Source organism: Tardiphaga sp. 862_B3_N4_1 (genome assembly GCF_051811085.1).
In the GTDB taxonomy this organism is placed as follows: Bacteria; Pseudomonadota; Alphaproteobacteria; order Rhizobiales; family Xanthobacteraceae; genus Tardiphaga; species Tardiphaga robiniae.
Map to the genome: position 1 here is coordinate 2,017,739 of NZ_JBPWQB010000001.1, position 16,334 is coordinate 2,034,072.

16 protein-coding genes are annotated in these 16,334 nt (G+C 62.5%); 11 read left to right on the forward strand and 5 right to left on the reverse strand.

Features of this window, described 5'->3' with window-relative positions; translation table 11 throughout:
- Positions 1 to 3: 3 nt before the first annotated feature.
- Positions 4 to 318 (reverse strand): PAAR domain-containing protein, encoded by a 315-nt coding sequence (locus AB8B02_RS09415; RefSeq protein ID WP_439063782.1) that lies wholly within the window; start codon positions 316 to 318, stop codon positions 4 to 6.
- Between the two features lie 131 nt (positions 319 to 449).
- Here AB8B02_RS09415 and AB8B02_RS09420 point away from each other — a divergent pair, with 131 nt between their 5' ends.
- From AB8B02_RS09420 to AB8B02_RS09430, 3 genes are all read left to right on the forward strand, one after another.
- On the forward strand, positions 450 to 776 hold the full coding sequence (locus AB8B02_RS09420) for an NIPSNAP family protein (protein ID WP_089264511.1): 327 nt from the start codon (positions 450 to 452) through the stop codon (positions 774 to 776).
- A gap of 164 nt (positions 777 to 940) precedes the next feature.
- Positions 941 to 1,798: a 3-deoxy-8-phosphooctulonate synthase gene (gene kdsA, locus AB8B02_RS09425; protein ID WP_116663696.1), complete on the forward strand. Its 858-nt coding sequence runs from the start codon at positions 941 to 943 to the stop codon at positions 1,796 to 1,798.
- A 37-nt stretch (positions 1,799 to 1,835) separates the two neighbouring features.
- Positions 1,836 to 3,011, forward strand: coding sequence for an MFS transporter (locus AB8B02_RS09430; RefSeq protein ID WP_439063783.1), 1,176 nt, complete (start codon positions 1,836 to 1,838; stop codon positions 3,009 to 3,011).
- On the opposite strand, the gene queF is transcribed toward AB8B02_RS09430, so the two are convergent.
- Entirely contained in the window at positions 3,008 to 3,487 is a 480-nt protein-coding gene (gene queF / locus AB8B02_RS09435; RefSeq protein ID WP_439058247.1) for a preQ(1) synthase, read from the reverse strand. The genes AB8B02_RS09430 and queF overlap by 4 nt on opposite strands.
- 128 nt (positions 3,488 to 3,615) lie before the next feature.
- On the opposite strand from queF, the gene eno reads away from it, so the two are divergent.
- Both eno and AB8B02_RS09445 read left to right on the forward strand, forming a co-directional pair.
- The gene (eno, locus tag AB8B02_RS09440) at positions 3,616 to 4,899 is read left to right on the forward strand and encodes a phosphopyruvate hydratase (protein ID WP_439063784.1); all 1,284 of its coding nucleotides are present in this window, start codon (positions 3,616 to 3,618) and stop codon (positions 4,897 to 4,899) included.
- 210 nt (positions 4,900 to 5,109) lie between these two features.
- Complete coding sequence (locus tag AB8B02_RS09445) at positions 5,110 to 7,131, forward strand: glycoside hydrolase family 113 (RefSeq protein ID WP_439063785.1); 2,022 nt, start codon at positions 5,110 to 5,112, stop codon at positions 7,129 to 7,131.
- 76 nt (positions 7,132 to 7,207) lie between these two features.
- Here the strand turns inward: AB8B02_RS09445 and AB8B02_RS09450 are convergent, their stop codons facing one another.
- Positions 7,208 to 7,888, reverse strand: a complete 681-nt coding sequence (locus AB8B02_RS09450; RefSeq protein WP_089264505.1) for a hypothetical protein — start codon at positions 7,886 to 7,888, stop codon at positions 7,208 to 7,210.
- 215 nt (positions 7,889 to 8,103) lie between these two features.
- On the opposite strand from AB8B02_RS09450, the gene AB8B02_RS09455 reads away from it, so the two are divergent.
- Genes AB8B02_RS09455 through AB8B02_RS09470 form a run of 4 tightly spaced genes read left to right on the forward strand, consistent with a single transcriptional unit; the run spans position 8,104 to position 12,404 of the window.
- On the forward strand, positions 8,104 to 9,384 hold the full coding sequence (locus AB8B02_RS09455) for a hypothetical protein (RefSeq protein WP_439063786.1): 1,281 nt from the start codon (positions 8,104 to 8,106) through the stop codon (positions 9,382 to 9,384).
- Positions 9,385 to 9,402: 18 nt separating this feature from the next.
- A complete protein-coding gene (locus tag AB8B02_RS09460) occupies positions 9,403 to 9,990 on the forward strand; it encodes a protein-S-isoprenylcysteine O-methyltransferase (RefSeq protein WP_089264504.1) in 588 nt (195 codons plus the stop codon).
- A gap of 39 nt (positions 9,991 to 10,029) precedes the next feature.
- Positions 10,030 to 11,166, forward strand: coding sequence for a zinc-binding dehydrogenase (locus AB8B02_RS09465; protein WP_439063787.1), 1,137 nt, complete (start codon positions 10,030 to 10,032; stop codon positions 11,164 to 11,166).
- Entirely contained in the window at positions 11,163 to 12,404 is a 1,242-nt protein-coding gene (locus AB8B02_RS09470; RefSeq protein WP_439063788.1) for an MFS transporter, read from the forward strand. The genes AB8B02_RS09465 and AB8B02_RS09470 overlap by 4 nt, the downstream gene beginning before the upstream one ends.
- A 5-nt stretch (positions 12,405 to 12,409) precedes the next feature.
- Here the strand turns inward: AB8B02_RS09470 and AB8B02_RS09475 are convergent, their stop codons facing one another.
- Together AB8B02_RS09475 and AB8B02_RS09480 are read right to left on the reverse strand one after the other, a co-directional pair.
- Positions 12,410 to 13,021 (reverse strand): LysE family translocator, encoded by a 612-nt coding sequence (locus tag AB8B02_RS09475; RefSeq protein WP_439063789.1) that lies wholly within the window; start codon positions 13,019 to 13,021, stop codon positions 12,410 to 12,412.
- Between the two features lie 70 nt (positions 13,022 to 13,091).
- Entirely contained in the window at positions 13,092 to 14,846 is a 1,755-nt protein-coding gene (locus AB8B02_RS09480) for a caspase family protein (protein WP_439063790.1), read from the reverse strand.
- A 311-nt stretch (positions 14,847 to 15,157) separates the two neighbouring features.
- Here AB8B02_RS09480 and AB8B02_RS09485 point away from each other — a divergent pair, with 311 nt between their 5' ends.
- Together AB8B02_RS09485 and AB8B02_RS09490 are read left to right on the forward strand one after the other, a co-directional pair.
- On the forward strand, positions 15,158 to 15,712 hold the full coding sequence (locus AB8B02_RS09485) for an NADPH-dependent FMN reductase (protein WP_439063791.1): 555 nt from the start codon (positions 15,158 to 15,160) through the stop codon (positions 15,710 to 15,712).
- 67 nt (positions 15,713 to 15,779) lie between these two features.
- Positions 15,780 to 16,097 carry an FtsB family cell division protein gene (locus AB8B02_RS09490; protein WP_068730817.1) on the forward strand — a complete coding sequence of 106 codons (318 nt, stop codon included), beginning with the start codon at positions 15,780 to 15,782 and terminating at the stop codon, positions 16,095 to 16,097.
- The last annotated feature ends 237 nt before the right edge of the window (positions 16,098 to 16,334 follow it).

A 16,334-nucleotide genomic window follows, 5' to 3' on the forward strand; every position in this document is an offset into this window, starting at 1 on the left:
GTCCTACTTGCAGCCCGATGTGCTATCTCCGGCACGGGCCATCGGCTTGCCGTTGATGAACACGCCGTTGCTGCCCGAGATGGTCTTACCGCCGCATTCGGTGCTGCCGCCGACGACGGCTGCAGGCTTGCCGTTAATGTAGACGCCCTTCGCACCCTCGATGATCTTGCCGTCGGTGGTGGTGTCACCGACGCGTGCCGCCGGCTTGCCATCGACCATCACGCCGGTGGCGCCCGACGTGATCTTGCCGGGCTGTTGAGCGGTGGCAGACACGGTCAGTGTCATCAGGGCGACTAGCGACAAAAGGGGCTTTTGCATCGTGGATCCAAGTCGGTTGCGTCACAGGCGGCATGATGTAAGCCTGACGTTGCGCAGGCAAGGGACGATGCCGCAACAAGCCATGCGTTAGAGTCTTTCAAGGCTGACAAAAAGGGAAGGAACCAAAGCCGATGATCTATGAATTACGCGTCTATCGCTGTTTGCCGGGACGTTTGCCGGCGCTGATCAAGCGATTTGAATCTGTCACATTGAAGCTCTGGGAGAAGCACGGCATCCGGCAGTCCGGTTTCTTCACCACGGTGATCGGCGAATCCAATCAGGAACTGACCTACATCCTCAAATGGGAATCGCTCGCCGAGCGCGAGAAGGTGTGGACCGCCTTCATGTCCGACCCGGAATGGATGTCGGCGCGCGCCAAGTCCGAAGAGGACGGCCAGATCGTTGGCAATATCGTCAGCCAGCTGCTGGCGCCGACGGCCTTCTCGGCGCTGAAGTAAGCCTGGTCCCGGGGCAGGCCGGTCCGCCCGGTGCGGAGGCCGCCCTGGTCAGTTTGGAGGCGGCTCCCGCCGCAACCCTGATATTCCGACCGGCGGGATGGGCCTGATCCGGCTTGCATCCCGCCCGGTCCTGCGGTCATGGTCGCCGGCATAAGGAGACCATTTTGACCGCATCCTCCACAGCCGCGCCCGTCGTCGCTCTCGGCACCGTCCGCTTCGGCAATGCTCTGCCGATCTCGGTGATCGCCGGGCCATGCCAGCTGGAAAGCCGGGCTCATGCGCTCGAAGTGGCGCAGGCACTGAAGGAGATCGCGACGCGGCTCAAGATCGGTCTCGTCTTCAAGACCTCGTTCGACAAGGCCAACCGCACCAGCGCCTCCGCCGCGCGCGGCATCGGCCTGGACGACGCGCTGCCGATCTTTGCCGAGATCCGCGAGACGCTTGGCCTGCCTGTTCTCACGGACGTGCATGAGAACGATCAATGCGCCCGCGCTGCCGAGGCAGTGGACGTGCTGCAGATCCCGGCCTTCCTGTGCCGGCAGACGGATTTGCTGCTGGCCGCGGCTGCCACCGGCAAGGTGGTCAATGTGAAGAAGGGCCAGTTCCTGGCGCCCTGGGACATGGCCAATGTCGTCAGCAAGCTGACATCGTCAGGCAATGACAAGGTGCTGGTCACCGAACGCGGTGCGTCCTTCGGCTACAACACGCTGGTCTCCGACATGCGCGCACTGCCGATCCTGGCGCGGACCACCGGCGCGCCTGTGATCTTCGACGCGACCCATTCGGTGCAGCAGCCGGGCGGCAAAGGGACATCATCGGGTGGCGAACGCGAATTCGTGCCGGTGCTGGCGCGTGCGGCTGTGGCCGTCGGTGTCGCCGGTGTCTTTATCGAGACCCATCCCGATCCGGATAATGCGCCGTCCGATGGGCCGAACATGGTGCCGCTCCGCGATTTCGAGGCGCTGGTGAAGAACCTGATGGCGTTCGACGCGCTGGCCAAAGAGACGGCGGCCAAGGCCTGATCATGCAGCCCTCTGCCGCGGCGCTGGTGGCGCGCTGATGCCTCCGGTCCTCAATATCATCGCATTGGCATCCTTTGCCGCCGCGTTGTCGATGCGCGCGCTGGATCCGGTGCTGCCGCATGTCGCCGACGATTTGTCCATTACGGTGGCAATTGCCGCCGGTCTGGCATCCGCACTGGCCTTTACCTTCGCCATTGTGCAGCCGGCGCTCGGTGCTGCCGCCGACCTGTTCGGCAAGCCGCGTTTGATGATCGTCTGTCTGGTGCTGCTCGGCGTCGCCAATATTCTCGGCGCCATCACAACCGACTATCCGCTGCTGCTGGCGACACGCGTGCTGGCCGGCATCGGGGCAGGCGGGGTGTTTCCGGTGACCCTCAGTCTCACCAGCGATCTGGTCGGGCCGAAGCTGCGTCAGGTGGCGCTGAGCCGTGTGATGGCCGGCGCCATGACCGGCAATCTGCTGGGTTCGACTGCATCCGGCGTGATCGGCGATTTCTTCGGCTGGCGCGGCGTGCTGGTCATCCTCGGCGGCCTCGCGATCGTCGCATCGGTCGCGGTGGCGTATGGCTTCAAGGGCGCCGCGATCATCAAGCCGACCGTGAAGGCCGACTTCGGCAAGCTTGCCCAGGGCTACAAGGTCATTTTCCGTAATCCGAACACGCTGATCGTTTACAGCGCCGTGTTCGTCGAAGGCTGCTGCATCCTCGGCCTGTTTCCCTATATTTCGTCGTTCCTGTTCGACCGCGGCGTCACAAGTCTCTCGATCGCGGGCCTCGTGATCGCCTGCTTTGCCGTCGGCGGCCTGTTTTATACGGCGACTGTGTCGCGCATGCTGGCGCGCCTCGGCATCAACGGCATGATGATCTATGGCGGCATCGTGATCGCGATCCAGCTTGCCGCCACCGCCTTCAGCCCAAACTGGCAGATCCAGGCACTGAGCCTGCTGCTGATGGGCTGGGGCTTCTACATGCTGCATGGCTCGCTGCAGATCTTCTCGACGGAGCTCTCGCAGGAAGCCCGCGCCAGCGCCATGTCGCTGCACGCCTTCTGCTTTTTCATGGGCCAGTCGGTCGGCCCGATCGCCTATGGTTTCGGTCTGGCGCACGCGGGCAAGATGCCGACGCTGCTGATCAGCGCCGCGATTGTCTTTGCGCTCGGTTTCGCCGCCGCAAAACTGCTGAGGCCGATGAAGCCCACGGACGCGAAGGCCTAGCCCCGCCCACGATACGGCGCGACACCTTGCTCGGGCACCCAGACGCCCTTGGGCAGCGTTCCGGTCTGCCAGAACACGTCGATGGGGATGCCGCCGCGCGGATACCAGTAACCGCCGATGCGCAGCCATTTCGGCTTAATGGTGGAGGCGACGCGCTTGCCGATCTCCACGGTGCAATCCTCGTGGAAGGCACCGTGATTGCGGAACGAGGCGAGATACAGCTTGAGCGACTTCGACTCGACCAGCCACTGGCCGGGCACATAGTCGATCATCAGATGGGCGAAATCCGGCTGGCCGGTGATCGGGCACAGCGAGGTGAATTCCGGAGCCGTGAAGCGCACCACGTAATTGGTGTCCTTCTGCGGGTTCGGTACACGGTCGAGCTTGGCCTGTTCGGGGGAGGTCGGCCATTCCACAGCGCGGCCGAGCTGCAGGTCATCTGGCAATTTCGGGGATTTGCGGGGTGTTTTTGACATAAATATCTCCGTTATGGCGGTTCATAGCCAATCCCGGGCCAGTCGTCACGTCAGGCGGGGTTTTCCCGCCGGGAGGCTTGCTGTAGAAGCGGCGCCAACGACCCACCCCCAGCACAAAGAGGGCATTCATGACCGCCATCGTCGACATCATCGGCCGCGAAATTCTCGATAGCCGCGGCAATCCCACGGTTGAAGTCGACGTCGTCCTCGAAGACGGGTCGATGGGCCGCGCCGCGGTTCCGTCGGGCGCCTCCACCGGCGCCCATGAGGCGGTCGAGCTGCGCGACGGCGATAAGTCCCGCTATCTCGGCAAGGGCGTGCAGAAAGCGGTCGATGCCATCAATGGCGAGATCTTCGACGCCATCGGCGGCATGGACGTGGAGAACCAGGTCCAGCTCGACGAGATCATGATCGAGCTCGACGGCACCCCGAACAAGTCGCGCCTCGGCGCCAATGCGATCCTCGGCGTTTCGCTGGCCGCTGCCAAGGCGGCTGCTGAATCCTTCGATATGCCGCTGTATCGCTATGTCGGCGGGACGTCAGCCCGCACGCTGCCGGTGCCGATGATGAACATCATCAATGGCGGCATGCATGCCGACAATCCGATCGACTTCCAGGAATTCATGATCATGCCGGTGGGCGCATCCTCCTTCGCCGAAGGCCTGCGCTGCGGCGCCGAGATCTTCCATACGCTGAAGGGCGAGCTGAAGAAGGCCGGCCACAACACCAATGTGGGCGACGAAGGCGGTTTCGCGCCCAATATCGGCTCGGCCGAAGCAGCACTCGATTTCGTTATGGCCGCCATCGGCAAGGCCGGCTACTCCGCCGGCAAGGACGTGATGCTGGCGATGGACTGTGCGGCCACCGAATTCTTCAAGGACGGCGCTTACGTCTATGGCGGCGAGAACAAGACCCGCAACATCTCCGAGCAGGCCAAGTATCTCGCCCAGCTCGTCGCAAACTATCCGATCGTCTCCATCGAGGACGGTATGTCGGAAGACGACATGGACGGCTGGAAGCAGCTCACCGACCTGATCGGTTCGAAGTGCCAGCTGGTCGGCGACGATCTGTTCGTTACTAACGTCACGCGTCTTGCCGATGGCATCAAGAACGGCCGCGCCAATTCGATCCTGATCAAGGTCAACCAGATCGGCTCGCTGACCGAAACGCTGAGCGCTGTCGAGATGGCGTACAAGGCTGGCTACACCGCGGTGATGTCGCACCGTTCGGGTGAGACTGAAGATTCCACGATCGCGGATCTCGCCGTCGCCACCAATTGCGGACAGATCAAGACTGGCTCGCTGGCACGCGCGGATCGTACCGCCAAGTACAATCAGTTGCTGCGCATCGAGCAGCAGCTCGGCACTCAGGCGAAGTATGCCGGCAAGGCCGCACTGAAAGCTCTCGCGTAAAGCGCAAGCGCGGCCTTCGGCCGAGCAAGAAACTACGCGATCAACGCCGTTCGCTGAAATAGCGGGCGGCGTTTTTCATTGAATGACCCTGACCGCGTAAGCCTACAACGAGGTTCAATTTGTAGACGTCACCATGATACCCCATTGCGGTCGCGAAGGTATCACGTTGCGGGTTCAGGCTTCTCCAGGCAATGCCGATGGAGAGCGCGAATGCCCAACATCTTTAAGGTCCAAGGTTTCGGTGCACTATCGGAGTGGAATGGACAGTTCTCCAGTGCGTCGGCCGATCAGGCGTTTCAGGCCATGGCGTCCCTCGGATCGAATTCGATCGCGCTGACGACGCGGATATGGACCGACAGCCGTACGGGCAATGACGTGCTCGCCGTGCCGGACAAGACCGAAAGCGATGCGAGCCTGCTGGCTGGCTTTCAGAAGGCCCATGCTGCGGGGCTGGATGTTGTCTTCAAGCCCGGCATCACAGGTCTCGACGGCACGATCTCGCACAGTCTGGCGCCGTCGGACGTCGATGCCTTCTTCGCGTCCTACAAGGCCGAGATCGTGCACCTGGCTGAAATTGCAGAGCAGGGCGATGTCGCCAGTTTCGCCATCGGCAACGAGATGAGCAGCCTGTCGGGCGACGCCTATCGCAGCTACTGGGTTGATATCATCTCGGCCGTGCGCGGCGTCTATCATGGCGAAGTCACTTACGCGGCGGCAACCGACGAAGCATCCAAGGTCAGCTTCTGGGACCAGGTCGATACGATCGGCATCAACGCCTATCCACCCTTGACGGCTAGCACGACGCCGACGGTAGACGATCTCGTACACGCCTGGAACGAGGTGCCGTACAATCCGTATTACGCCAAGGCCTTCGGCTATCAGTCGCCCGTCGATTTCTTTCATTCGCTGTCGATGGATTACGGCAAGCCGGTGCTGATGACCGAGGTCGGTTATCGCAGCATCGACGGCACGGCTATCAATCCGGGCGGTGGATCATCCAAGGCGCCTGCGGATCTCGCCGAACAGGCCGATGCCTATAATGCCTTCTTTCAAGTCTGGAGCGCGCATGGCGGCAGCTGGCTGAAGGGCGTCGAGTTCTGGCAGTGGGACCTCAACAACTTCTACTCCGAGACCGGCTATTCGGTCATGGACAAGCCGGCGCAGGATGTGGTGGCGCAGTATTTCCATGGGACAGGAGTAACGCCGGGTATCACCGTCACGGGCTCGTCGATCGGCGATACCATCGATCTCGGAGGCGGCAACGACGTCATCTTCGGTGGGCTCGGACACGACGAGATCTATGGCGGCGCCGGGAATGACACGATTGTCGCCGGGCCCGATACTGCGGGAAAGCTCGCAACAACCACCATCAGCCTGACAGGCTATGGTTCGGTGGTGAACGGCATCGGCGCGCAGGCGCAGGTTCTGGTCAATGGCCAGCCGGTTTCGGGCGTGCTTGAATTCACGCCCGCGAGCGATCCGTCGGGCTACCAGACCTACACGATCACTTTCGACAATCCCGCCAGCATCTCCAGTGTCGCGATCAATCTCGCAAATTCCGAGCCCGGGCGCGCGCTGCATTTCAAGGACATTGCCATCAATGGCGTCGATCTGGTGCCGGCCGACGGCACGAATGCCAGTTCACCCGGCTCGTTCGATCTCTATGTCCGCAGCATCCAGTTCGACACGGCCAAGCATCAGGACTGGTTCTTCGGCGCCTCGAGCGACAACGATGTCGTCCGCGGCGGTGACGGCGATGACTACATTGCTGGCGGGATCGGCAACGACATCATCAATGGCGGCAACGGCACCGACACCGCGGTATTCTCCGGCAACGTGGCCGACTACAGCATCAGCCGCAGTGGCGCTCAGACGATCGTCACTGACAGCGTCGCCGGTCGCGACGGCACTGACTATCTCACCAATACGGAATTTCTGAAGTTCGCAAATGCCAGTATTGCCGTCGATACGCTTGGACAAGCACTTGCGAGCAGCACTGGCAGTGAGAACTTTGCTTTCAGTCTGACGTCCGGCCACACGATGTCCGGGCACGCGGAGGTGCAGAATAGTGCGCAGGGTGAGGGCGCTGCGGAAGTCGCTCTTGCTCAGGTCCTGACGGCGTCCAGTCATCCCGTCGCGGCCGCGCCGGCACCGGACGACGCTCTCGGCACACCCGATGCCGCGCTCGCGCCGGTGACGCCTCCGTCACATCATGACGTGCTGATCGTCTGAGGATTCCGGATGGCCAAAACAATTCAGCCGAGGTGACGATCACCTCGGCTGAATGCGTTTCGATATTGGCTGCGTATTATTGCGGAGCAGCCGAGACCTGTGCAGGCTTCGGCGCCGCCGGCTTGCGGCGAATACCGCCACCGGTCACGGCCATGACACGGGCAATGGCCTGACGCTGCAGGCTGTCGTCCTTGTCGATCGAGAAGTGGTTGGTGGTGGCGTTCTCGTTGACGTTGGCAAGCTTGCCCTTGAAGCGGGGATCCGCAGACACCGCGCGCCCCCAGCCGGCGGGTACGTAATAGTTCACGATCTGCTTCACATTGTTGGGGACGGCATCGGGCGCCACCGGATCGAAGTTCACGATCAGCGCCACCGGGATGTTGTACTGTGCGAGCTTGCGGGCAATCGAGATGGTCACGTCGGCACCGGCCGAGTGGCCCATCAGGATGATCGGTTCGCGGTTACCGGCCTTGTACCGGGCGATCATGTCGTCTGCCTGGCCGCTCCACAGCGTGTGATTGCTGACCGAGGAGGCGACGCCGGCGGCTTCGAGCTTGTAGGCGATCTGATCCATGCCGAGCGAGAACACGTTCATGAGGCCACGATAGAGATAGACATGGCCGGGGCGACGGCCGGGCGCCGCATCGGCATCCCCGGAACTCGCGAGTGAGGCCACAAAGAGCGACGACAGAATCAGCAAAACGGCCGCTGGAGAGGTCCACGACGGCCGTTTGAAGCCCTTGAGAGCAATCGACATAGTGCTTTCTTTCTTCGAAAAAACCCGCGACATGTTCAGACATAAGACCCTGCCGTCAATCACAGTCCTGCCTCGATTCCCGGAATTGTGATGAAGGGGGTTGCGAAAGAGCGGCTGTGTGACCTGAGGGCGACAAAATCCTGCCGGACGCTAGCGTTTTGGGCATGGGCAGGTTTGTCGGCGCGGGCGAATTTGCTATGCACCGGATCAGAACGGTGCGTGATGCACTCGGGAGCGAACGGACGATGATCGCGCGGCGACATGTCTTTCACATTGGCGGCTACGACCCGATTCTGCCGGACACGCAGCTTGAGCGGTTCCGCCGCTCGCTGTCGAGTTTCGAGAAGACGTGGAGCGTGTCCGCGAAGGCGTCTGGCGTGCTTGACGCTACGGATGTGAGCGCATCCTGGCGGGCCGAGACCTCCGGACCTAACTGGAAGACCGAAACCACCTACGAAATGCTGCGCTGGGATGACCTGATCCTGCAGGATCACACCCGAAGCATGCTGTCGCGATTGGGCGCCGCCTTTGTCACGCTGGGCGACTGGCTGGTGACGGGAACCCTGTTCCGCTTCTTCTATGCGAGCTGGAAATATGCCGGCTTCTTCCTGTTCTCCTATCTGTGGATCGCGGGCTTTGCTGCATCTGGCGCAGCAGTAGGCTATGGGCTGACCTGGCTGCTTGGCATGAATGGTGCAGCCGCATGGATTGCCGGCGCGATTGTCGCTGCGGCCGTCTTCACAGCGCTGTTGCACCATTACGGCTGGCGGAAGCCGATCAATCATGTGTTCGACGACTGGATTTTCTCGCGGCAATATGTCCATGGCCAGCGCCCGAAGATGACGGCGCGCGTCGATGAATTCGCCAGGGTAATCGTGGCCCGCGCGCAGAAGGCCGATGTCGACGAGATCGTCATCGTCGGGCATTGCCTTGGTGCGGCATTGGTGATGGAGGCGGTGGCCCGCGCACTCGCGCTCGACCCGGATCTCACCAAACACGGCCCGACCATCTGCGTGATGACGGTGAGCGCGACCATCCCGAAATTCGCGTTGCACCCCGCCGGCAAGAGCGTACGCGCAGCAACGCGCCTCGTCGCCGACACGCCGGCGATCCGCTGGACCGAATATCACGCCCGCGACGACGTCATCAGTTTCTACCGCTTCGATCCCGTGACCTTGAAGCGCCGCAGCCGCGACCGCGACGAGGGCAGGCCGAACATCCGGCGCGTCCAGATGCATGCGATGATGGGCATGGAGCAGTTCAAGCGCTATCGCTTCAGCTTCATGCGCATCCATTATCAGATGGTGATGGGCAACCAGTGCCGCGCGCCCTACGACTATTGCATGGTGATTTGCGGTCCTCTGCCGTTCGACGAGATCACCGCGGGCGAAGGCGGCCTCAAACGCTTCGGTGCGGATGGCGCGCTGCTGGACATGCCGCTGTCCAAGATCACATCCTCTCAATCGCAAGCCGGGGCATCCGTGAATGCCGCATGATGGCCTGATCGGGCGACAATGACCGCGTCACTTCTTGGAACATATGTCTGGGCGATCGGTCTGATCGCCTGGTTCATCATTCGCTACCCCTATGCGCGCAAGGCTCGCCGCACGGCGACGCTGCGCGCGGTCGGCTGGAGCCGTGAACGCATCCTGCTGGCGATCGCCACCATCGGCCTATTCGTGGTACCGCTGATCTGGCTGGTGACCGGCTGGCCGGCCGCGCTGAACTATCAGCTGAATTATGCGGCGGTCGTGGTTGGCGCTGCACTCTATGTGCTGTCGCTCTGGCTGTTTCGCCGGTCGCACAAGGATCTCGGCCGGCAGTGGTCGGCCAGCCTGGAAATCCGCGAGGCTCACCAGATCGTGCGTGCCGGCGTCTATCGCAGCATCCGCCATCCGATGTATGCCTCGTTCTGGTTGTGGGCACTGGCGCAGGCATTCCTGCTGCCGAATGCCATGGCCGCGCTGGGCGGGCTGGTCGCGATCGCGATCCTGTTCTTCACCCGCATCGACTATGAAGAGCGGATGCTGATCGAGGCATTCGGCGACGACTACCGGGCCTATATGCGTGAAACCAAGCGTATCATTCCGGGCATCTACTGACGCGGCACCAGACCGCCGGACAGATTGAGGGGACCGACCATGACTGACATCACATCCGGACTTGAACTGCGCTCGCTCATCAAAAGCAGCGGAGAACTGGAAATCTCGTTGCAGCAGGTGTCGATCGCGGCGCCGGGCCCCGACGAAGTCGTGGTGCGCATCGAGGCTGCGCCGATCAATCCGTCGGATCTCGGTCTCCTTCTCGGCGCGGCCGATCCGGCCAGCGCGAAAGCCTCCGGCTCTGGCGCGTCCTCGATCGTCACAGCAACCGTTCCGCAGGCCAATATGAAGGCGATGGGCGGCCGTCTCGACGAGTCGATGGCGGTCGGCAATGAAGGCGCCGGCACGGTGGTGAAGGCCGGATCGTCCGAGGCCGCGCAGGCGCTGCTTGGCAAGACCGTCGCGATGATCGGCGGCGCGATGTATGCGCAGTATCGCGTCATCAAGGCCAAGGAATGCCTGCCGCTGCCCGAGGGCACGACGGCCACCGAGGGCGCATCCTGCTTCGTCAATCCGCTGACCTCGCTCGGCATGGTCGAGACCATGAAGCGGGAAGGGCACACGGCGCTGGTGCATACGGCCGCCGCGTCCAATCTCGGCCAGATGCTCAACAAGATCTGTCAGAAGGACGGCATCGATCTCGTCAACATCGTCCGCAGCGAGGAGCAGGAGAAACTTCTGCGCGGCATCGGCGCGAAATATGTCTGCAACTCGACGTCGCCGAGTTTCATGGAAGATCTGACAGCCGCGTTGATTGCCACCAATGCCACGCTGGCCTTCGATGCCACCGGTGGCGGCAAGCTGCAGGGCCAGATCCTGCAGGCGATGGAAGTCGCCGCCGTCAAGGCGATGAAGGTCTACAGCCGCTATGGTTCGACGACTCACAAGCAGGTCTACGTCTATGGTCGGTTGGATCTGCGCCCGATCGAATTCGTCCCTGCCGGGATGGCCTGGGGCATGGGTGGCTGGCTGCTGTTTCCGTTCCTGCAGAAGATCGGCGCGGCTGATGCCGCCAGGCTTCGTGCCCGCGTGGTCGCCGAACTCAAGACCACCTTCGCCAGCCACTACACCAAGGTGATTTCGCTCGAAGGCGTCTTGCAGCTCGACAATCTCCGGGCCTATGCGAAGCGCGCCACCGGCGAGAAGTATCTGATCAATCCGAACATGCCGGGATGACACTCGCCGATCAGTCTGCCGGCGTGGTCACGGATGGCGCGCGGCTTTTGCTGCGCCATCCGCCGTATCTGTACTACATGGTATCGCGCAGTTTCTCGCGCTTCGCCTCGCAGATCGCCGCGGTTGCGGTCGGCTGGCAGATCTATGATCTGACCGGCAGCGCGTTCCAGCTCGGCATGGCCGGCCTCGCGCAATTCGTGCCGATGCTGGCGCTGGTCTTCGTCGCCGGCCATATCGCCGACCGCTACGACCGCCGCCGCGTGGTGCAGATCTGCCAGATGCTGCAGGGGCTGACGGCGATCCTGCTCGCCTGGGGCACTTATGCCGGCTGGATCACCGTGCCGCAGATATTCGTGGCGTTGGTGGTGATCGGCGCTGCCACGGCCTTCGAGGCGCCGGCCGGCTCGGCACTGCTGCCCGGCGTCGTACCGGAGGGGCGCCTGCAAAAAGCGACGGCACTTTCCACCGGCGTGTTTCAGGTTGCGATGATCTGCGGCCCGGCGCTCGGCGGTATTGCCTATGCGCTATCTCCGTCGACGCCCTATGTGCTGATGGCGGCATTCTGGCTGATCGGCGGCGCGCTCAACAGTGCCATCAAACTGGCGCGCGATGTGGCGGTGAAGGATCCGCCGTCGCTGCGGACTTTGTTTGCCGGCGTTGGCTTTGTGCGCAGCAATCCGGCGATCCTCGGCACCATCTCGCTCGATCTGTTCGCGGTGCTGCTCGGCGGCGCCACTGCGCTGCTTCCGATCTATGCGCGTGATATCCTGCAGACCGGTCCGTGGGGCCTTGGCCTCATGCGTGCGGCGCCGGCAGTCGGCGCGCTGCTGACGACCATCGTGCTGACGCGCTGGTCGATCAATCGCCGGGTCGGCATGCGGATGTTCCAGGCCGTCATCATCTTCGGCCTCGCGACAGCGGTGTTCGCGGTGTCGCAATGGCTGTGGTTGTCGGTCGCCGCGCTCGCGGTACTCGGTGCCGCGGATACCGTTAGCGTCGTGATCCGCTTTTCGCTGGTACAGCTAGCGACCCCCGACGACATGCGCGGTCGCGTCGGTGCAGTGAACTACCTGTTCATCAACACCTCGAACCAGCTCGGCCAGTTCGAGAGCGGCGTCACCGCGGCGCTGTTCGGCACCGTCCCGGCCGCACTGATCGGCGGCCTCGGGACCGTTGCCATCGCGTTGCTGTGGATGCGGCTGTTTCCGACGCTGCGCAATGTGGAGCGGCTGGAATAGGCGCGTCAGCGCTCGGCGAAGGCCAGCTTGGCACCGAGTGCGGCAAACGCGCCTGCGAAGCAGCGTCGCATCCAGATCAGCACCCGTGGCCGTGTGATGACGTGGTTGCGGATCGACGCAGCAAACAGACCGTAGAGCGCAAAGACAACGAAGGTCATCAGCATGAATACCGCGCTGAGCAGCAGCATCTGCGATAGCGGATGCGCCTCGTCGGCGCTGATGAACTGGGGCAGGAAGGCGAGGAAGAAGATCGACAGTTTCGGATTGAGGATGTTGATCAGGATCGCTGTGGTCGTGACCTGCAGCGCGGACTGCGCGCTGTCGTCGGTCTCGACCTTCAGCGTGCTATGCTCCTGCAGCGTCTTCCAGGCCATATAGAGCAGGTAGGCGACGCCGACATATTTGAACACCTGAAACGCCAGCGCGCTGGTGTGCAGCAATGCTGCGAGACCAAGGATCGCGGCGGCCATATGCGGAACGATGCCGAGCATGCAACCGAACGCGGCGACGACGCTGCTACGGCCTCCGCGCGAAAATCCGGTTGCTAGTGTGTAAAGGGCGCCAGTGCCCGGCGATGCCACCACGATCAGTGAGGTGAGGAGAAATTCGATGGTCACGATGATGGCTCCGGCTTGCAAACTTGGATCGTCAGAATGTCGCTTGCGATCCTGTCGGGCAAGTACGTCGTCAGTTGCAGACCTCGACATTGGTAAGGCCGATCCGCATATCGCGCGACACCAGACGGCAGCCGGGACGCACTGGACGGCAGCCGGCATTGTCGCAGACGATCTGGCCGGACGGCTGCGCGCGCGGCGTGCGGGCCTGAATCTGCGGGCGCTCAAGCTCATCGCGCTCCCGGCGCGGCACGTTGCGCTTGGCCTCGGTGCGGCTGCGCTTCTTCTCGCATTCGTTATCATCGTTCAGGAAGGTGCCGGCCCGGCACACGATCTTCACGCAGCGGTCGCCGTCCGCCTCTGAACCATGTGCACAGACCAGCGGGCAGACGCGGGACGATCTGGTCTTGATCGCGTCAAGCGCATCGGTGCTGGCGGCCTTGGCATCGAATTTGGTCGACGCGTAGCGATTGAAGCGTTCGAGCGACTTGCGGGAAGCCGCAGTCCATGTATTGTCGATTGATCCCTGCAGGCAGCCCACGCGCTGAAGCTCGACCTGCACCTGACGGGGAAGATCGGCTGGCGCGGGTGTTCGTGACACATCGGCCGTGGGGGCCGGGAGCGTCGCCAACTGCGGTCCGGCCGCAGGCGTGGCCGGTTTGCCGGCATCGACCCTGGCTTCTACTGCCGCACGGGCGCGCTCGCCGACGGCGGCGCGTTCCTGCTCGGCGGTCTTGAGTTTCTCGGCAGCGATCCGGGCATCCTCGGCGGTCTTGGCATCGGCCGCTGCCTTGGTCTGTTCGGCCTTCCTGGCGCCTTCGGCAGCCAGGCGGGCCTTCTCTTCAGCGGCGAGGCGGGCTTTCTCCGCAGCAGCGGTATGGGCGTCCTCGGCTGCGAGCTTCGCGAGTTGGGATTTCGCCAGCGACGCATAGAAGCCGTCGGGGTGCTGGGTCAGGAACGCGTTCCAGCCGTCTCTGGTCGCCAACTGCAAAGCCAGCTCGTAGTCGCGGCGGGTTTCGGCCTGGACACTGACGGCGGGCGACGTGGCGACGGCAGCCACCGGGACCAGAGGCACATCGTCGCCGCCGAGTGAACCGTAGACATAGGGTTCCTGGCGGTTGCTGGTGTTCTTCATGACGTCGTCGCGGATGAAGCCGAAGGCCTTGCGGAGGTCGAGGCCAGGCGTCGCGATATGGCGGACCAGCGCGGCCGTGAAGGGGCTGTTCTTGCTGTCGCCGTCCAGCGCCGTCGAGCCGGCCTTGGCCGAATAGGCGATCAGCGTGTTGGGGCTGGCCGGCTCCACCTTGGCGAGGCCGCGGGTGATCGCCCGGGATGCCGTGGTGCGCTTCATATTCTTGATGAAGGGGTTGTCGCGGCAGGCATCGAGGATCACCAGCCGCAGCTTCCTGGCCGGCTCGATGGTCACGAGGACGCGCTCCAGCGAGAACGCCTCGTCATAGACATCGGTGTCGCGTTCCAGCAGTGCGTCGACCGGAATCAGGTAATTGGTGCCATCGACCTCGATGCCGTGGCCGGCGAAATAGACCAGAGCAACGTCCGCATCGCGCGCCTTGTCCGCGAAATCGCGCAGGGCCCGGCGCATCTCAGTCGCCTTCAGATCCCGTCGGGCTTCGACAATGTCGAAATTCGCGGTCTTCAAGGTCTCGGTCATCGCTGCAGCATCGTTCGCGGGATTGGCGAGCTTGACGACGTTCTGGTAGGCCGAATTGCCGATCACCAGTGCGACGCGCTTGTCGGCGGCTAAGGCCGACTGACTGAGCAAGCTCAAGGTGAAGACTACGGAAGCCACAAGACCAAGGTTGCGCATCGGAAGCCCCGCAAATTGCGACGGTCGAATTCGAGCAGCCTGGCCAGACGTCGCAGATCAGTCGGGACTGGCTTGCGTGGTTTGTCGCGCAGCACCCTCCGCAGGTTCGATCACAGCAGCGTTCCGCGCGTCATCCATTTGAGCGATATCAGCATAACGAAGATGTGTTTGGGCGGGCGAGGCGGACGTACCGGTTCGGCACGATTACGGCCGTCAAATACAATCCATGCACTTGCATCTTTTGCCGGGATAGGTGACAGGTTCCAGATGCGCTCCGCGCTTTTTGGAAGCAGTTATTCAGGGGATATCTCATGGCCACCTACAGCGTTGCCGTCATTGTCGGCAGCCTCCGCAAACAGTCATTCTCGCTCAAGGTTGCGAATGCACTCGCCCAGCTGGCGCCGCCGTCGCTGAAGCTGAACGTCATCATGCTGAACGAGCTGTCATTCTTCAATCAGGATCTGGAAGCCGCGCCGCCGGCCGACTGGGTCAAGTTCCGCGAAGCGATCCAGGCCTCGGATGCGGTACTGTTTGTCTCTCCGGAATATAACCGCTCAGTTTCGGGTGTCCTGAAAAACGCCATCGACGTCGGTTCGCGGCCCTATGGCAAGAGCTCGTTCCTCGGCAAGCCCACCGGCATCGTGGTTAGCTCGCCCGGTCCGATCGGTGGCCTGGGTGCAGCCCTCAGCTTGCGCCAGACCCTGCCGGGGATTGTCGGTCCCATCATGCAACAGCCTGAAATCTATCTGAATGCCGTCGGTGACGCGTTCAGTGAACAGGGCGAGATCGTCAAGGAATCCATTCGGCCGGTGCTGCAGGCCTATATCGACGCTTTCGCCGTCTGGGTCGACAAGCTGAAGAAATAACCGGCGCAAATTCAGGTTGCGGCCCGGTTGTTAGGTTCGCCTTAACCGGGCCGTCGCATTTTCGGGAATGGTCAAGCATACCCGTCTCAAATCGATCCTCACCGGGCTCGTGCTCTATGCACTGGCGGCGATGATGATCAGCTATTTCGGGGTCAATGCCTATACCGGCAAATACGGCCTCAATGCGCGGCAGGAGCTCGACCAGGAGATCGTCGCGCTGACCTCCGAACTGGTGCAGTTGAAGAAGGAACGCACCAAGGCCGAGCAGCGCGTGGCGCTCCTGCGATCTGGTGGACTCGATCCCGACATGCTCGACGAGCGCGCGCGCTACCAGCTCGACTACGCGCATCCGCGCGACCTCGTGAAGGTCATCAAGCCAAACTAAGATTCTCTCTTCGGCGGCGAGTTGTCCTCGCATGAAGCAACACAGCTTTGCATCAAAGCTATGGATCGCTCGCGCCTGCTCATCGTGACGGCAACGTGACCACGACACGCGCTTTCATTCCTCAAATTACAAAACCGATCCAATTCGATTTCGAAAGTTTCACGCCTTCGCTGCAGTGCGAAACAACCGTGTGGCATTCCGCGCGACGCAATCCCTTTCAAGCCGCAAGCACTTGGA